Source organism: Chishuiella sp., assembly GCF_032109125.1.
In the GTDB taxonomy this organism is placed as follows: domain Bacteria; phylum Bacteroidota; class Bacteroidia; order Flavobacteriales; family Weeksellaceae; genus Empedobacter.
Genome location: NZ_DAMCLZ010000006.1, coordinates 108,683 through 124,097 on the forward strand (window position 1 = coordinate 108,683; position 15,415 = coordinate 124,097).

The following is a 15,415-nucleotide window of genomic DNA, read 5'->3' on the forward strand; positions in this document are numbered from 1 at the left end:
AAATATAAAGTGATTTGCTAATCTTTATCATAAAAAAAATGACTTAGTGAAACTAAGCCATTTTCATTATTTTATTAAAACTATTTATTAATGATATATTTTAAGATCTTTATCATTAGCATAATAGATATTGTCATTAATGTCATCTATATCATAAATTGGTTTATTAGAAGCTAAATCTATTTTTGAAACTTCAACACCATCTTTTTTTCTTACTTTTATAAGCTCAGGACCATTTGTACCACGATTTAAAATAAAAGCATAATTATTATTTTGCTTCAAACCATTGAAACGATTTTTTACTAAACTCATTACATTTTTATCGATGGCACTAGAAAAATCATCATAAGCATCAGCTTGATTGTTTAGTTTTCTACTAGTTTTGTCTGAAACAAGATTAGATCTTTGTTCGTTTCCTTTTTCATCTGCATACACAAATTGAGCATTTGCAACGCCTTTATTTAATTCTCGTTTAGTTCCGAAATAACCTTGACCTATTATTCCTCCTGTTTTTAATAAACGTCTTGCAGCTTCACCAGGTTCTTTATACGATTTTTGATAGATTGTATTTCCTTCGTTATCTATTCCAATAACATCATTTTGACCAACAATACAAATTCCCCAATCAAAAGATTCTAAACTTTGTATAGTTTTATCATTTTCTACATCAATTTTACCTTTTGGTTTAGGACTATCTTCATTTGTTGCATTAAAAGTATAAATACGTTTATTATTATAAACGATAAATTTATCATCTTTAGCATCAAAAACTAAAGGACGTTTTTTATCAAATTCAATATTCTTTTTCCAGATTTTTTTTCCAGAAGAATAATCGACCATATTTCCAAAAGTATCAGTTAAATAAAAAACACGGTTATTATTTACAGCACCTAAATAATATACTTGATCATCAGATTTATCTGCAATCTCCACAAATTTTTTCCATTTGTTTTGACCATTATTATCTATTAAATTCATTTCATTGTCTGCGATGTATAGATAATCATTATCTACAGAAATTACTTGCTTAATGTCTTTTCCTTTAGCATCTTTTTTCCAAACTTTGTTTCCAGAAGCATAATCATAAAAATTGAATCCAGATTGATGAGCTATCAAAATTTTATCACCATTGTCTTCTAAGTAAGAAATGTATTTTGTAGTAATATCATCTTTCCATATTTTATCTCCAGTTGAAGCATCTAAAATATTTAATTTTTGTTTTGACGATAAAATATTACCACCATTTAAAATTGTAATTATACGATCACCATTTCCACTAACGTAAAAATTATTAATAGGGTAGTTTGTTTTCCACTTAATAGTTCCATTTGATGCATCTAACGCAAAAAGTAAGTTTTTTATACCAGCATAAATAGTTCCATTACTTGTAATGATTTTGTTTTTACCAATAGCTGTGTCATTTTTTACTAAACTTTTTAGAAAATTATTAAATGATTCTTTTAATGTATCTAAATTTCCAACATTGCTAACCCAATTGGTTTTATTTGTTGATAAATTAAAATTAATAAAGTTGATTTCGTCACCTTTTTGCCCAAGTATTAATAATTGATTTTTAGATGGAATAATAGTCGTAGAATAAAGAATATATCCATACTCAGCTGCATTAAAAACAACTTCTCCAGTTGTGTTATTTACTATAACGCTGTTATTGTCGAACTTTATTTGTACATAAGGCGAATCAGCAATAAATTCAATATCGGCATCACTAGAAAAAGCTTTAAGAAAATCATTATTAGAAATAGCATCATAAGCTTTTGCTAAATCATTTAATTTCGTTTGATTATTAACTTTTTTAATATCTAAACTCCAATCAATATTTTTTGTAGTAGGGTTAACGCTAGAAATACCATCTTTTGTTTTTACCAATACATTTCCTGTTAATGGTTCTACTTTTAATTCTTGAATAGGATTATTAAAAGAAATTGTTTCCTGAGCGGATAGAAAATTGCTAGATAAGCTCATAGTAAAGGCTAATCCTAAAGAAAAAATAGATTTTTTCATAATAATTATAGTATAAGTTATTGATTAAGAGTTTAAAATTAACATTTTATTTTATTTTTAAATAATATTGTTAATAAAATTGTAAAGATTAATTTATAGTAGTCAAGTTTTTATTGAAGTAATTACAGAAAAACCAATAATAAGTATAATTATATTGATTGAAAAAAATACCTGAAAATGGCTATAATATATGTTTGTAAACAAATTCAAAAAATGATTAGCTTTGACTATTCGAATAAAATAATAAAACATGGTAAAACATTTATTTATTTTTATTTTTTGTTGTTCATGTTATATACAAGCACAATTTGCTATAGTTAATGACAAAGATGGTTTTGTAAATGTAAGAGAGCAACAGAATACAACTTCTGAAATTTTAACTAAAATGAAAAATGGAAGTGTTGTAGCAATAGATCAAGAACCCAATAAAACAAATTGGATTTTGGTTAATTATGATAAAGAAGCAGAAGGATATATTTTTCATGATCGATTAAAAGATGTAAAGTCTTTTGAGATAGTTCTTCCTAATCAACTTACTATAAATTCTGTCAATTTTGAAACGAAAGAATACAGAATTGAAATAGAAACAGAAGGTTTTAATCAAAAGAAACATACCATCACAAAAGAAGAAGATATAATTTATGCCATTGATGGACTTGAATTCTATGGAACTGATGGAATGGAGCCTTTAAAAGAAATAAAATCTTTTAAAATTTATTACAAAGGAAATTTAGTGGAAATACCAAAAGAGTTTTATAGTAATTTATATAATATAGATATTAAGGATTTTCGATTGACTTATAATTTAAAATTGAATCAGTATTATTTGTTCGGTACTTTTGGTGATGGAGCTGCAACTTTTGATGCGATTTGGGTTTTGGAAAATGGAAAAATTGTTCAACAAATAGCTCAAGTTAATTTTTATGCATAAAATTATATTTTACATTATTATATTTTTATTTAGTGCTTTAGTTAATGCACAAAATATTTCTACTTCAACTTTTGGATCTATAAAAATAAACATGAGTTTTGAAGAAGTTTCGAGGTTAAATCCTAATCAACTTGCTGTCTTGGAAACAACAAATGAAGATATGCCAGTTCGGGATATTACTATAAATGGTATAAAATATCATATTGTTTATTATAAAAATTTGGTGAATAAGAGAACGGAAGTTTATTCAGTGACTTCTACAGCTAGAACATTAAAAACATTATCAGGAATTAAGATTGGAAGTTCTTTAAAGGATTTGTGGAATGTTTATAAAAATTATGATGTTTCTATTCGAAATAGTAGTGATAATGAAAAAGGAACTGAAAATGCAACACGTGTTTTTATTTTGAATGATATAGATAATGGATGTTATTTGGCCTTTTATCTGAGTAATAATCTTGTAACAAGAATAGCATTAGTAAATGAATCGGGTTATTTAAATAATAATATCTATGAAAATTAATCTTTTTTTAGTAGGTTTTGTAGTAAGTACAATTTTTTGTTCTGCACAAATTTCAACTACACGAATGAATGACTTTAAAATAGGTATGTTTCCTTCGGATTTATTTAAGTTAATAGGAAATAAAGCAGCTGCAATAGCTATTGATACAGAATTTTCTATTGTAAATAAAGGAATTGAGTATACATTGTATGTTGGAGATGGGTACTTAAGTGGAGAGAATGGAGGTGCTTATTTAAAATCTATTTCTACAAAAAGTAAAAATATAAAAACACTTTCTGGCTTAGGAATAGGAAGTACTTTGGATGATTTATGGAATGCTTATTCTACAAAATACTATGTTTTCATCAATAAAGAAATCGAAGGAATACGATCTTTCTCTATACAAGATGAACAAAATGGAACGATATTAACTTTTGAGTTGATAAATGGAAGAGTAGATAAAATTGAAATAAATTCTTACAATCCTGAAGAATGTACTTTGTAAGTAGTTATTGTATATGTCTATTAAGAATTTCTCGCTATAGGCATTATTAAAAAAATCAAAATTATAAATAAAATAAAATCATGAAAAAATTATTACTTATTACAGCTTTGTTCATAAGTTTTTTTGGAATAGCACAAGTTTCTACAACTCGTATAAATGATATTAAATTAGGAATGAAATTCTCAGAATTAGAGAAATTAACTGGACAAAAAATTAAATTAAAGTTAAATGAATATGGTTATCCTGCAGATGATTTAACAATTGTTTTTAAAGGGATTACGTATAAAATTTTATTAACAACAAACGGAGAAGAAGGAGTTGCTAATAATTTTTATGTTTATAGAGTAAAATCATCTGATTCTACTTTAAAAACTTTATCTGGTGTAAAAATAGGAAGTAGTTTAGATGAATTAATTTCTAAATATAAAGATTACAATATTTCTATTTTTGATGGTTATGATGAAAAAACGGATAAAAGAACAAAAGCATTGCGTTATTTTAATGTAGAAGATTTTGATGCTGGAAGTATTTTACAATTTAATATTGTTAATGGGAAAGTTATTTCTTTTGAAGTAACGTATAATGAAGGTTGTTAAGATTAATTATTACATAAAAACAAATTGGCACTATTTAAATAGTGCCAATTTGTTTTTATGTAATATAGAATTTAAAATTATTTTTTAGTAATTTTTCTTGTTAAGATAGTCCCATCTTTTAGTTCTATAGCAAGAATAAAAATCTTGTTAGAGTAATTTTTTAAATCTATAGTTTTTGTTACATATTGTTTTAAAAGTTGACCGTTAATAGTGTATAAATTAACTTTTTTGAAATTTTGAGCAACAATGTTTATTTTATTTGTTTTAGAGTCATAAGAAACTTTTAGATTGTTATTCGAGTTGCTTTTTTCTAACTCTTTCCACGTATTTTCTGCTTTTTCTCCTCCCCAAATGATTGTTGCTAAATAAGGATTATCTATAAACGGATTTCTACTGCCTTGTTTTGCTGCAATAACTTCATTTCTTACTTTTTCAAATTCTGATACTTTATCTTGTGCATTCCATTTAAGGAACATTGTTGGCATTTTATCTTTATTAGTAGTTGCTTTATTGTACGCTACTTTTTGTGGATCAGTTTCTAAACCATAATGTAAATACATATACATTACAATTCTTGCAACATCGCCAGTCCATTCGTCACCAGGATAAAAAGCTCCGTTGTTTAATTTTGCTTTTCCATCTTTATCAATCGCTGATTTTTCTCTGTATGGATTATTATTTCTTGTTGCATTTATTTGTCTGTCGACAGCTCGTAGGTTATGTGCATCAGTTCCTGTTCCTGGATGGCTTGTATCTAATTTAGGAACAGCCAAAGATTTTGGAAAAACATGTTCTCTTTCCCATTTTCCATTTGGGGTTTCATTTTGTTTTCCTTGATTTTTGTTATTAACATCTCTTGTTCGTTGTTCAGAGAATTTTTTAGAACTATCAGAAAATCCATAAATCATCAAAACTTTATTTTTTGATTCAGGGGCTAAATCTGATTTGTTAAGTATATTCCAAACTCCAGGAGTATAGTTAGTAGAATGGTGTGTGGCGTTGATCAAATCATGTAATTCTTCCTTTACTTTACTACCATTTTGTTTAAAGTTAATCCCCTCATAATAATCTGGAATTTGTGAAAATAGTAAAGCAGGAAAGAATATTAATAAAATATTTTTCATCTGCAAGTAATAAATTAAGTGCGCGAAAATAAATATTAAATAAAGAATTAAAAATCTAAATTTTTAAAAATAATTATTCAGATTGTTTTATATACTGCTTTGGAGTAACACCGTATTTCTTTTTAAATGCTGAAATAAAATGAGATGGATTTTCGTAACCTATTTCAAAAGAAATATCTTTTACTTTTTGTTTTTTTTCTTCTAATTTATGTAAAGCATATTCTAGTTTTTTATCTAGTAAATAACCATAAATTGTAGTTCCATAAATTTCTTTAAAACCTTCTTTTAGATGATACTCAGAAATAGAAAATTTTTCGCAAAGCTGTTTGATTGTAGGAGGGTTTTTATAATCAGCAACTAAATAATCTTTTATTTCCTTAATCTGTTTACTTTCTTTTTCATCATTTAGAAAAGGACAATGTTCGTTTTCATTTTCAATTTCAGAAAAATAAAGTGTGAATAATTCATATAACTTTCCTATTAAAAATAGATTTTGAAATTGAGGAGAAAGTTTCATTTGTTCTATTTGATTTAGAACAATTTTTAATGCAGGAAAAATATCACGTTCAATATAAAATTTTTCTTTATTCATACTTGAAATTAAATCATTTTGAATTTCATATTCTGCAAATAATTCATGTAATTTTTGAATCGATAAAACAATGATATAAACTTTACTTTCTGCATTAATATTTAAACTAAGAGGAATGTCTAAAGTTGGATAATAGAATAAAAAACTTTTATTTTCATGTAGATTGATTTTATAAATACCATTATTAAAATTAAATGTCAAAGATCCTTTTGTACAAAAATAGAATTGTATATACCTCTTATCAATACCTTTTAAAATTGATTCTGTAGATTCTGTAAAGTTATCTATTTGAGCTATATAGATGTCGGTAGATAACTTGTGTTCAGTGATTTTACTTTTATGGGTATTTTTTAAATCCATTTCAATTAATGAGGTTTATCATATAAAAAAGCTGATTTTTATCAAATTCACTCTTTATAAAGGTTCAGAAACAAATATAAAACATTAATTTATAATAATTCTAAAAAAGCAAACTTTAATTTTTAGAGGTATTTTTTATTTTTAAAGTTATTTTCACATTTGTTTAGAGACTATTTTTGTACCAGTATTTGAGAAAATGACAATAAAAGGAAACAACAAGGAGGAAAACTTTTACGTAATAGGAATTAGCTATGAAAAAGCTGATGCTGAAACAAGAGGTAAATATACATTTTTTCCTGAGCAAGTAGGTGAGTTTACAAAAGATTCTAAATCGAATGGTTTAGACAATTTTTTTATTGTATCAACTTGTAATCGTACAGAGTTTTATGGTTTTGCAGAAAACGAAGATCAAATTGTAGAACAATACTGTAAATATACAGAAGGTAATGCGCAAGATTTTCGCAATTTTATGGTTGTAAAAGAAGGTGTTGAGGCAATTAACCATTTGTTCCGTGTTTCTTCTGGATTAGAAAGTCAAATTTTAGGTGATTTCGATATTATTGGTCAAATCAAAATTTGGTTTAATAGATTCAAAAAAGAAGGAGCTTCAAATGCTTTTCTTGAAAGATTAGTAAATACTGCAATACAAATTAGTAAAAAAGTTAAGAATGAAACTTTTTTAAGTAATGGTTCTGCATCTGTTGCTTATTCGGCAGTAAATTTTATACAAGCGACACAAGGAAATTTAGATAATAAAAATATCCTTTTGTATGGCATTGGTAAAATTGGTCGTAATACATGTGCTAACTTAGTAAAGCATTATCCAAATACAAATATTACATTAATAAACAGAACCAAGGAAAAAGCAGAAGTTCTTGGGCTTAAATATGATATTACTGTAAAAGATCATAGTGAATTAAAACAAGAATTAGAAAAAACAGATATTCTAATTGTTGCAACAGGCGCTAGTAATTATACAATTACTGAGGAAATGATTCCTTATGATAAAGAAATGACTATTATTGATATGTCAGTTCCAGAAAATGTAATTCATACATTAGCAGCTCGTGAAACAATACAATTAGTAAATGTTGATGGTTTATCTAAAATGGTAGATGATACAATTGCACAACGTCGTAATGCAATACCAGAAGCTTTAGCAATTATTGAAGAACATTCTTCTGAGTTTTACGATTGGTTAGAAACAAGAGAATTAGTGCCCGCAATTCAGTCATTTAAAGATAGATTAGATTTTTTCCAATCTTTTGCTTTAAATAACTTGAAAAAAGATAATATAACTATCGACGAAAGTGAAACACTTTTAACTGAAAAAGTTATTCAAAAGATAACAAATCAATTTGCATCTTATTTAATTGAAAATAAAGATAATGCAGATGAAACTATACAGTTAATGGAAAAAATGTTTCGTTTAAAACAAGCTTAAAATTAATCATGAAAACAATAAAAATTGGTACACGTCAAAGTCCATTAGCACTTTGGCAAGCCAATAAGGTAGCTTCTATTTTAGAAGCTAAAGGGCATCCAACAGAAATAGTTCCTATTACTTCGGAAGGAGATCAAAATTTAAAACAACCTATTTATTCACTTGGATTAACAGGTGTTTTTACTCGTTCGTTGGATATTGCCTTGTTAAATGATAAAGTAGATATTGCTGTACATTCTTTAAAAGATGTACCAACAGTTTTACCTGAAAGTTTAGAGTTAATTGCTTATCCGGAAAGAGCTAGTTCAGCTGATATTTTAGTTTATAAATCAGAAGATATTTTCGAAAAAGAACATCGCATAATAGCGACAGGTTCTTTACGTAGAAAAGCATTTTGGCATCATCAATACCCAAATGATACTATTGTAGATTTACGAGGGAATGTACAATTACGTTTAAAGAAATTACAAGATAATACAGAGTGGGACGGGGCTATTTTTGCTTTTGCAGGATTAGATCGTTCAGAAATATTAGATGAGTTAAAAGATAAAGGTCTTCATTACAAAGTAATCGATTGGATGATTGCTGCTCCATCACAAGGAATTTTAGGAATTGTAGCTAAAGAAGGATTAGATTTAAGTGATATTAATAATCCAGAATGTGAACGTTTTGCAACTGTAGAACGTCAATTTCTTAATGTATTAGAAGGAGGATGTACAGCCCCAATTGGTGCATTGGTCGAAAAAATAGACGAAGAAAACTATTCTTTTAAAGGTGCAATTTTATCGATTGATGGACAAGAAATGATAGCTATCGAAAGACAGTTCAAAGCAAGTGAATACCAAACAAAAGGAAAAGAATTTGCTGAAGAATGTATTGCACAAGGAGCAGGTAAATTGATAGAAGCAATAAAAAAGGAAATTGCAGAGAAATCGTGATTAAGAAGATTTTATTTACTAAATCTATTCCATCAATCATTTTAAAAAATGCTTTTGGTGATAATGTTGAGGTAGTTTGCCGACCAACATTACAAATAGATTTCAATACAGTAGATAAAATCTCAGAACAGATAGATTCTTCAATTGAGCAATATATTGTAACTAGTCAAAATACAGTAGAAGCCATTCAAGAACTGGATTTAAAAGGTAATTTTTTTGTAGTTGGGAAAAAAACAGCCGAGAAATTAATAACACAAAATAGAAATGTTATTTTGGTTGAAGATTATGCAGAAGACTTAGCAGAAAAACTAATCAGTAATAATTATTCGCCAAAATGGAATTTTTTGTGTGGTTCATCTCGTCGAGAAACACTAATCAAATTACTTACAGAAGCCAATCATCATGTAAATCAAGTGACAACTTATTATTCAGAACAAATAAGTTATCAGCTCGAAGAATATTTTGATGCTTATGCATTTTTTAGTCCATTATCATTCAAAGCATTTCATCAAAAAAATGCTATTCCAAAAACTTCTTGTATTTTTACAGTAGGAAAAACAACAACTTCTGCGATACAAGAAATTTATCCAGAACATACAATAATAACTGCAGATATTCCTTTGATAGAAACAGTTATAGAAAATATAAAAAAATATATCAATGATAAAAAATGATTTGCTTTTAAAAGCATTGAGAGGAGAAGAAGTAGAACGTCCGCCAGTTTGGATGATGCGCCAAGCAGGAAGATATTTACCAGAATTTATCGAGTTAAGAGATAAATACGATTTCTTTACACGTTGTCAAACACCAGAATTAGCTGCAGAAATTACAGTACAGCCAATTCGTCGTTTCCCATTAGATGCCGCAATTATTTTTTCGGATATATTAGTTGTTCCACAAGCAATGGGAATGAATTTCGAAATGAAACCAGGGGTTGGTCCTTGGTTAGAGAATCCTATTCGTACAGCACAAGACGTAGAAAAAGTTTATATTCCTGATGTTGAAGAAGAGTTAGGTTACGTTTATGCAGCAATGGATATTACAAAAAAAGAGTTGGACGATAAAATACCATTAATTGGTTTTGCAGGTTCACCTTGGACATTGTTATGTTATGCAGTAGAAGGGAAAGGTTCTAAATCTTTTGATATAGCAAAAGGATTCTGTTTTCAAAATCCAGTTGCAGCTCACCAATTATTGGAAAAAATTACACAAACAACAATTCAGTATTTACTAAAAAAAGTAGAACACGGAGCTAATGTAATTCAAATTTTCGATTCATGGGGAGGAATGTTATCACCAAAAGATTATGACGAATTTTCTTGGAAATACATCGAGCAAATTGTAAACGAATTATCTAAAGTAGTTCCAGTTACTGTTTTTGCAAAAGGATGTTGGTTTGCTCTAGAAAAAATGGCAGATTCTAAGGCATCAGCTTTAGGAGTAGATTGGACAATAACACCACAATTAGCAAGAGAATTTACAGGATTCAAGAAAACATTACAAGGGAATTTTGATCCATCACGTTTATTATCTCCACCAGAAATAATTCAAAAAATGGTAAAAGAAATGATAGACGATTTTGGTACTTATAAATACATCGCTAATCTAGGACATGGAATTTTACCAAATGTCCCAGTAGAAAACGCACAAGCTTTTATAGAAGCTGTTGTAAACTATAAAAAATCTTAAGAGAATATTCTTTTTAAGTGAACTTAGAAAAAAGGTTGTTTTGTTAGAAACAACCTTTTTTTATTTTTTTAAGTAGTATAGAAAAATTAATTTTCATCTAACATTAATTTGGGCGTTCCCTACGGTCGGGTTTTTCGTTTCAATCTTTTACAATTGGCATTACATTTCGAGAGCCTCAATGATCAATTATAAAAGGATTTCCACTGCAACCCCTAACGCGATTCTTGTAAAGAATAAATAATAGTTTTTCACGCTTTATTCATTACATATAATAAATATTTTTTTTATTTTAGAACCTGTTTAAATTTATATTGTAAAAAAATAAATAAGTATTGGTTTTAATAATTAATAGTATATATTATTGATAATAAGATGAGTTTTAATATAGAAAATTATAATGTAGAATATAAACAACAAATTTTAGATGTTTGGGAGAAATCTGTTCTAGAAACACACCATTTTTTGAATAAGAAAGATTTTATTGAAATAAAAGAATTTCTTTACAATTTTGATTTTGAGATTTTAGATGTTTATTGTTTAATAGAGAATGAAATAGTAATAGGCTTTTTAGCTTTACAGAATAAAAAAATTGAAATGTTATTCTTAGATCCCAAATTTATAGGTAAAGGATTAGGTAAAAAAATGCTAGATTTTGCAGTATTAACTCTTCATGCAAATAAGGTAGATGTTAATGAACAAAATAATCATGCGAAGGAATTTTATGAAAAATTCGGATTTAAGATCTATGAAAGAACAGAAAAAGATGATTTAGGAAAAGATTATCCAATATTAAAAATGAAACTCTAATTTATTTTGTAGTTATTTATTTTGATGTGAATTTAATAAAAAATGATAAAAAGAGTAAATAAAGATTTGAAAAGTAATGTAAAAAAGATATTTACAGAGTGTTGGAATACAGATTTTATGGTATCTAAATCCAAAGTTCATTATATAGATAATCTCGAGTCTTTTGTATATATAAAAAATAAAGAAATTATAGGTATAATAACATTTACGATTGATAATAATGAAATTGAAATTGTTTCTTTAGATAGCTTTATAGAAAATAAAGGAATAGGAACGGCATTGATTAACGAAGTAATAGAACTATTTAGGTCTTATCAATATAATAAACTTTGGCTTATTACAACAAATGATAATTTGAATGCATTAAAATTTTATCAAAAACGAGGTTTTATTATAACAGATATTTACATTAATGCTATTGAAAAATCAAGAAAATTAAAACCTTCTATTCCTATATTGGGATATGATAATATTGCTATTCTACACGAAATACAATTAAATTATTATAAATAATAATTGATTTACATTTTGATTATTCTCTTAAAAATGTTCTTTTTTTTAATATTTAATTTCAATTTAGCATGAAATATCTAAATTTTAAATAAAAATAAGTAATGCAAATTGCGCCAATAAAAGAATTAGTACCCTACATTAAACATTATCTTTTTTTAGAAAGTGAAAGTGATTTTAATTTAAAAAAACTCCGTTTATTTTCAGATGGAAATACAGGTATGGTATTTACTTTTACAGCTAGTTTATATATCAATAATTCTGAGACTAAAATTTTTAAATATCCAGATTCATTTTTATATGGTCAAATAAGTGCTTTCAAAGATTTATTTTTAACTAAAAATACTAAAATAATTATAGTTGTATTTCAACCTTATGGAATCAATCATCTTTTAGGTATTCCAGCAATAGAGTTGAGAGATGAAATAACGTCAATAACAGAATTGTTAGGAAAAAATGGAGAAGAACTTTACGAAAGATTATCTGAAGAAAGTAAATTAGATTTAAGATTAAATATTTTAAATAATTTCTTCATTGAGCAAGTTATTAAAAGACAATCTGTAAATAAAAATTTTATTCCATCTTTATTGTCTTTTATTTTGAAAAATAAAGGACAAGTAACTTCAACTCAATTAGAAAATTATTCAGGCTATACAGAAAGACATATTCAAAGAATATTTAAAGAATCGATAGGATTAAATCCTAAAAAATATGGAAATATAGTCATGCTTCATAATTTTTTAAATCTTTTAAAAAGTAGAACAATAGATAAAAATTTAACGAATTTATCTTATGAAGCAGGCTATGCTGACCAAGCACATTTAATTAAAGAATTTAAAAAATATACAGGAATTACACCTACTGAATATCTTAATAATACAAGTCGATTAGCAGTTAATTTTTTCGAAATAAAACTAGAATAAATTCATAGTGATGTCGGTTTTATACAATTCTTAAATTTCCTCATAAACTATTTTTGTTCCATACTTTTTAAACTCAAATAAAATGGACAAAATAAAAATTTCATCTGCTCAATTCGAGACCAGAAATAATGATAAAATTTATAATTTATCAATCATAGAAAAACTTGCAAAAAAAGCATCACAAGAAGGTGCAGATGTAATAGCTTTTCATGAATGCTCAATAACAGGCTATTCTTTTGCAAGATTTTTAAATAGGGAACAAATGATTGATTTAGCAGAATATGTTCCTAATGGAGAAAGTACAAAGAAGTTAATTGAAATTGCAACGAAATATAATATTGTAATTCTAGCAGGCTTGTTTGAAAAAGATGAAAATGATAATTTATTTAAATCATATATCTGCATCGATAAAAATGGATTGATAGCTAAACATCATAAATTACATCCTTTTATTAATCCACATTTAACAGCAGGAAATAGTTATACAATTTTTGAAATTAATGGGTGGAAATGTGGAATTTTAATTTGTTATGATAATAATGTAATTGAAAATGTGAGAGCAACAAAACTTCTTGGGGCTGATATAATTTTCATGCCTCATGTAACGATGTGTACACCATCTTCTAGACCAGGAGCAGGTTTTGTGGATCCAATATTATGGGAAAATAGAGAGGTTGATCCAACTTCATTGAGATTAGAGTTTGATGGAATGAAAGGAAGGGCTTGGTTAATGAAATGGTTACCAGCAAGAGCTTATGATAATGGTATTTATGTTGTTTTTTCTAATGCTATAGGAATGGACGACGATCAATTGAAAAATGGATGTTCTATGATACTTGATCCGTTTGGAGATATTTTAGCTGAATGTAGAGATCTTGATGATAGTTTTGTTACAGTAACAATTACTTCAGATAAATTAATTGCAGCTGGAGGTTATCGTTATGTAAATGCTCGAAGACCTAGTTTGTATAAAGATATTATAGGTAAAGAACACGAATCAGAACAAAAAGTTGTTTGGATGAACGAAGATAGTAATGAATAATAAATATATATTACTAATAATCAGAAACTAATTTTTGTAATTTTGATTTATTAAAATCACTTATATGTCTACAACTAAAAAGCTATTTACAAATAGTTTATTATTTCTTTTTCTTCTGTGTGTATTCTCTTGTGAAAAAAGGATAGAATCAAATCATGATGAACCCAATACTATAGAAAAAAGTGAAACAAAAAAAATATCTTTCGAAGATTTAGAAATATTAGATATTGATAGTGCTTTGTTTAATGGAAAAATTAAAAGATTTTTTCCTTTGAAAGATTTTGAAAAATATTTTGGTAAACCAGATAGTATTGTTTCTGTTGATACAATAGGAGTTTGTTCGTTTGTTTTTATGGGAGATAATGGATATAAGAATCCAAATGATAAAATGTTATATAAAAATGGTTCTGAATTCGAAATGAGCGATGGTGAAGTAGCTATTAGTAAATTTAGATTTAATGATAATAACTATATTAAGTATAATAATATTATTCTAAATTCTACTACTACAGTAGATGAACTAAGTAAATTGTTTCCTAATGCAATTAGTAAAATATATATTTTAGACGTTTATAATGAAGGTAAACTACAAGTTTTTGATTTAAGAGAAGGTGATTACCCTGATTCTGATGGAGATCATATGAAATTTTTTCTTAGAAATGGAAAATTATCTTTTATGTATTGGTGGTCTCCATGTTAGTTTTATTTATTAAACAATAAAATTTAGATATAGTAATAAATGAATACATAGTATTTGCATTTTTATATTTGTTGTATATAAAATAATAATATAAATGAATATTTTAGCAATTATAGGTAGCGCAACAGAAGAATCGTCTAATTTGAAATTAGTAGAATATATTACAGATCATTTTGAATCGATGAATATTGAAATTTTTAATGATCTTAAAAATTTACCTCACTTTGATACTTCAATTACTGATGAAAATACTCCTGAAACTGTTCAAGCAATAAAATCTAGAATAGAAAAAGCAGATGGAATTATTTTTTCGACTCCAGAATATATTTTTAGTATCCCAAGTGGATTAAAAAATTTGTTAGAATGGTGTGTTTCTTCCGTTATTTTTACCAATAAACCAGTTTCTATTATTACAGCTTCTGCAAGTGGAGAAAGAGGACATGAAGAATTAAAATTAATTTTAGAAACATTAGGAGCTAAAGTCTCAGAAGATAATAATTTGTTGATAAAAGGAATAAAAGGAAGGTTTGATAATTCTAGTCAATTAAATGATCAAACAGCAAATGAGTTAAATATTACAATCAATCATTTTATAAAAACGGTAGAAGGTTGAATTTGATATTTTAATATTTCTGCGTTAGTGATTGCAATGGAAATCCTTTTCCTCAGAAAAAGATTGGAATGTAAAGCACGTCGGAACGGAACGCCCCAATTAATTTTAATTATTTAC

Annotated in this window: 17 protein-coding genes; 14 read left to right on the forward strand and 3 right to left on the reverse strand. The window is 26.6% G+C overall.

Going from position 1 to position 15,415, the window contains the following annotated elements; all coding sequences use genetic code 11:
• Positions 1-87: 87 nt before the first annotated feature.
• Complete coding sequence (locus RT575_RS08445) at positions 88-2,022, reverse strand: PQQ-binding-like beta-propeller repeat protein (RefSeq protein WP_313580146.1); 1,935 nt, start codon at positions 2,020-2,022, stop codon at positions 88-90.
• 250 nt (positions 2,023-2,272) lie between these two features.
• On the opposite strand from RT575_RS08445, the gene RT575_RS08450 reads away from it, so the two are divergent.
• The 4 genes from RT575_RS08450 to RT575_RS08465 all read left to right on the forward strand — a co-directional run bounded on the left by RT575_RS08450 (position 2,273) and on the right by RT575_RS08465 (position 4,556).
• Entirely contained in the window at positions 2,273-2,953 is a 681-nt protein-coding gene (locus RT575_RS08450) for an SH3 domain-containing protein (RefSeq protein WP_313580148.1), read from the forward strand.
• Complete coding sequence (locus tag RT575_RS08455; protein ID WP_313580150.1) at positions 2,946-3,476, forward strand: hypothetical protein; 531 nt, start codon at positions 2,946-2,948, stop codon at positions 3,474-3,476. The genes RT575_RS08450 and RT575_RS08455 overlap by 8 nt, the downstream gene beginning before the upstream one ends.
• The gene (locus RT575_RS08460) at positions 3,466-3,960 is read left to right on the forward strand and encodes a hypothetical protein (protein ID WP_313580152.1); all 495 of its coding nucleotides are present in this window, start codon (positions 3,466-3,468) and stop codon (positions 3,958-3,960) included. The genes RT575_RS08455 and RT575_RS08460 overlap by 11 nt, the downstream gene beginning before the upstream one ends.
• Before the next feature lie 80 nt (positions 3,961-4,040).
• Positions 4,041-4,556 carry a hypothetical protein gene (locus tag RT575_RS08465; protein WP_313580154.1) on the forward strand — a complete coding sequence of 172 codons (516 nt, stop codon included), beginning with the start codon at positions 4,041-4,043 and terminating at the stop codon, positions 4,554-4,556.
• Between the two features lie 77 nt (positions 4,557-4,633).
• Here the strand turns inward: RT575_RS08465 and RT575_RS08470 are convergent, their stop codons facing one another.
• Positions 4,634-5,680, reverse strand: coding sequence for an endonuclease I family protein (locus RT575_RS08470; protein ID WP_313580156.1), 1,047 nt, complete (start codon positions 5,678-5,680; stop codon positions 4,634-4,636).
• A 73-nt stretch (positions 5,681-5,753) separates the two neighbouring features.
• The gene (locus tag RT575_RS08475) at positions 5,754-6,632 is read right to left on the reverse strand and encodes an AraC family transcriptional regulator (RefSeq protein WP_313386496.1); all 879 of its coding nucleotides are present in this window, start codon (positions 6,630-6,632) and stop codon (positions 5,754-5,756) included.
• A gap of 196 nt (positions 6,633-6,828) precedes the next feature.
• On the opposite strand from RT575_RS08475, the gene hemA reads away from it, so the two are divergent.
• The 10 genes from hemA to RT575_RS08525 all read left to right on the forward strand — a co-directional run bounded on the left by hemA (position 6,829) and on the right by RT575_RS08525 (position 15,298).
• Positions 6,829-8,076, forward strand: a complete 1,248-nt coding sequence (gene hemA / locus RT575_RS08480; protein WP_313580158.1) for a glutamyl-tRNA reductase — start codon at positions 6,829-6,831, stop codon at positions 8,074-8,076.
• 8 nt (positions 8,077-8,084) lie between these two features.
• Entirely contained in the window at positions 8,085-9,014 is a 930-nt protein-coding gene (gene hemC / locus RT575_RS08485) for a hydroxymethylbilane synthase (RefSeq protein ID WP_313580160.1), read from the forward strand.
• Complete coding sequence (locus RT575_RS08490) at positions 9,011-9,688, forward strand: uroporphyrinogen-III synthase (protein ID WP_313580162.1); 678 nt, start codon at positions 9,011-9,013, stop codon at positions 9,686-9,688. Before hemC ends, RT575_RS08490 begins: the two co-directional genes overlap by 4 nt.
• The gene (gene hemE, locus RT575_RS08495; RefSeq protein WP_313580164.1) at positions 9,675-10,703 is read left to right on the forward strand and encodes a uroporphyrinogen decarboxylase; all 1,029 of its coding nucleotides are present in this window, start codon (positions 9,675-9,677) and stop codon (positions 10,701-10,703) included. Before RT575_RS08490 ends, hemE begins: the two co-directional genes overlap by 14 nt.
• A 372-nt stretch (positions 10,704-11,075) precedes the next feature.
• Complete coding sequence (locus RT575_RS08500; protein ID WP_313580166.1) at positions 11,076-11,510, forward strand: GNAT family N-acetyltransferase; 435 nt, start codon at positions 11,076-11,078, stop codon at positions 11,508-11,510.
• Between the two features lie 42 nt (positions 11,511-11,552).
• On the forward strand, positions 11,553-12,023 hold the full coding sequence (locus RT575_RS08505; RefSeq protein ID WP_313580168.1) for a GNAT family N-acetyltransferase: 471 nt from the start codon (positions 11,553-11,555) through the stop codon (positions 12,021-12,023).
• Between the two features lie 101 nt (positions 12,024-12,124).
• Positions 12,125-12,943, forward strand: coding sequence for a helix-turn-helix domain-containing protein (locus RT575_RS08510; RefSeq protein WP_313580170.1), 819 nt, complete (start codon positions 12,125-12,127; stop codon positions 12,941-12,943).
• Between the two features lie 82 nt (positions 12,944-13,025).
• Entirely contained in the window at positions 13,026-13,985 is a 960-nt protein-coding gene (locus RT575_RS08515) for a nitrilase family protein (RefSeq protein WP_313580172.1), read from the forward strand.
• A gap of 64 nt (positions 13,986-14,049) precedes the next feature.
• Entirely contained in the window at positions 14,050-14,685 is a 636-nt protein-coding gene (locus RT575_RS08520; RefSeq protein WP_313580174.1) for a hypothetical protein, read from the forward strand.
• A 94-nt stretch (positions 14,686-14,779) separates the two neighbouring features.
• Positions 14,780-15,298: an NADPH-dependent FMN reductase gene (locus RT575_RS08525; RefSeq protein WP_313580176.1), complete on the forward strand. Its 519-nt coding sequence runs from the start codon at positions 14,780-14,782 to the stop codon at positions 15,296-15,298.
• The last annotated feature ends 117 nt before the right edge of the window (positions 15,299-15,415 follow it).

What these genes read in the sequence shown, in the direction of transcription:
- RT575_RS08445 (WP_313580146.1), bottom strand. Translation starts at nt 2,022, where the DNA reads ATGAAAAAATCTATTTTTTCTTTAGGATTAGCCTTTACTATGAGCTTA.
- RT575_RS08450 (WP_313580148.1), top strand. Translation starts at nt 2,273, where the DNA reads ATGGTAAAACATTTATTTATTTTTATTTTTTGTTGTTCATGTTATATA.
- RT575_RS08455 (WP_313580150.1), top strand. Translation starts at nt 2,946, where the DNA reads ATGCATAAAATTATATTTTACATTATTATATTTTTATTTAGTGCTTTA.
- RT575_RS08460 (WP_313580152.1), top strand. Translation starts at nt 3,466, where the DNA reads ATGAAAATTAATCTTTTTTTAGTAGGTTTTGTAGTAAGTACAATTTTT.
- RT575_RS08465 (WP_313580154.1), top strand. Translation starts at nt 4,041, where the DNA reads ATGAAAAAATTATTACTTATTACAGCTTTGTTCATAAGTTTTTTTGGA.
- RT575_RS08470 (WP_313580156.1), bottom strand. Translation starts at nt 5,680, where the DNA reads ATGAAAAATATTTTATTAATATTCTTTCCTGCTTTACTATTTTCACAA.
- RT575_RS08475 (WP_313386496.1), bottom strand. Translation starts at nt 6,632, where the DNA reads ATGGATTTAAAAAATACCCATAAAAGTAAAATCACTGAACACAAGTTA.
- hemA (WP_313580158.1), top strand. Translation starts at nt 6,829, where the DNA reads ATGACAATAAAAGGAAACAACAAGGAGGAAAACTTTTACGTAATAGGA.
- hemC (WP_313580160.1), top strand. Translation starts at nt 8,085, where the DNA reads ATGAAAACAATAAAAATTGGTACACGTCAAAGTCCATTAGCACTTTGG.
- hemE (WP_313580164.1), top strand. Translation starts at nt 9,675, where the DNA reads ATGATAAAAAATGATTTGCTTTTAAAAGCATTGAGAGGAGAAGAAGTA.
- RT575_RS08500 (WP_313580166.1), top strand. Translation starts at nt 11,076, where the DNA reads ATGAGTTTTAATATAGAAAATTATAATGTAGAATATAAACAACAAATT.
- RT575_RS08505 (WP_313580168.1), top strand. Translation starts at nt 11,553, where the DNA reads ATGATAAAAAGAGTAAATAAAGATTTGAAAAGTAATGTAAAAAAGATA.
- RT575_RS08510 (WP_313580170.1), top strand. Translation starts at nt 12,125, where the DNA reads ATGCAAATTGCGCCAATAAAAGAATTAGTACCCTACATTAAACATTAT.
- RT575_RS08515 (WP_313580172.1), top strand. Translation starts at nt 13,026, where the DNA reads ATGGACAAAATAAAAATTTCATCTGCTCAATTCGAGACCAGAAATAAT.
- RT575_RS08520 (WP_313580174.1), top strand. Translation starts at nt 14,050, where the DNA reads ATGTCTACAACTAAAAAGCTATTTACAAATAGTTTATTATTTCTTTTT.
- RT575_RS08525 (WP_313580176.1), top strand. Translation starts at nt 14,780, where the DNA reads ATGAATATTTTAGCAATTATAGGTAGCGCAACAGAAGAATCGTCTAAT.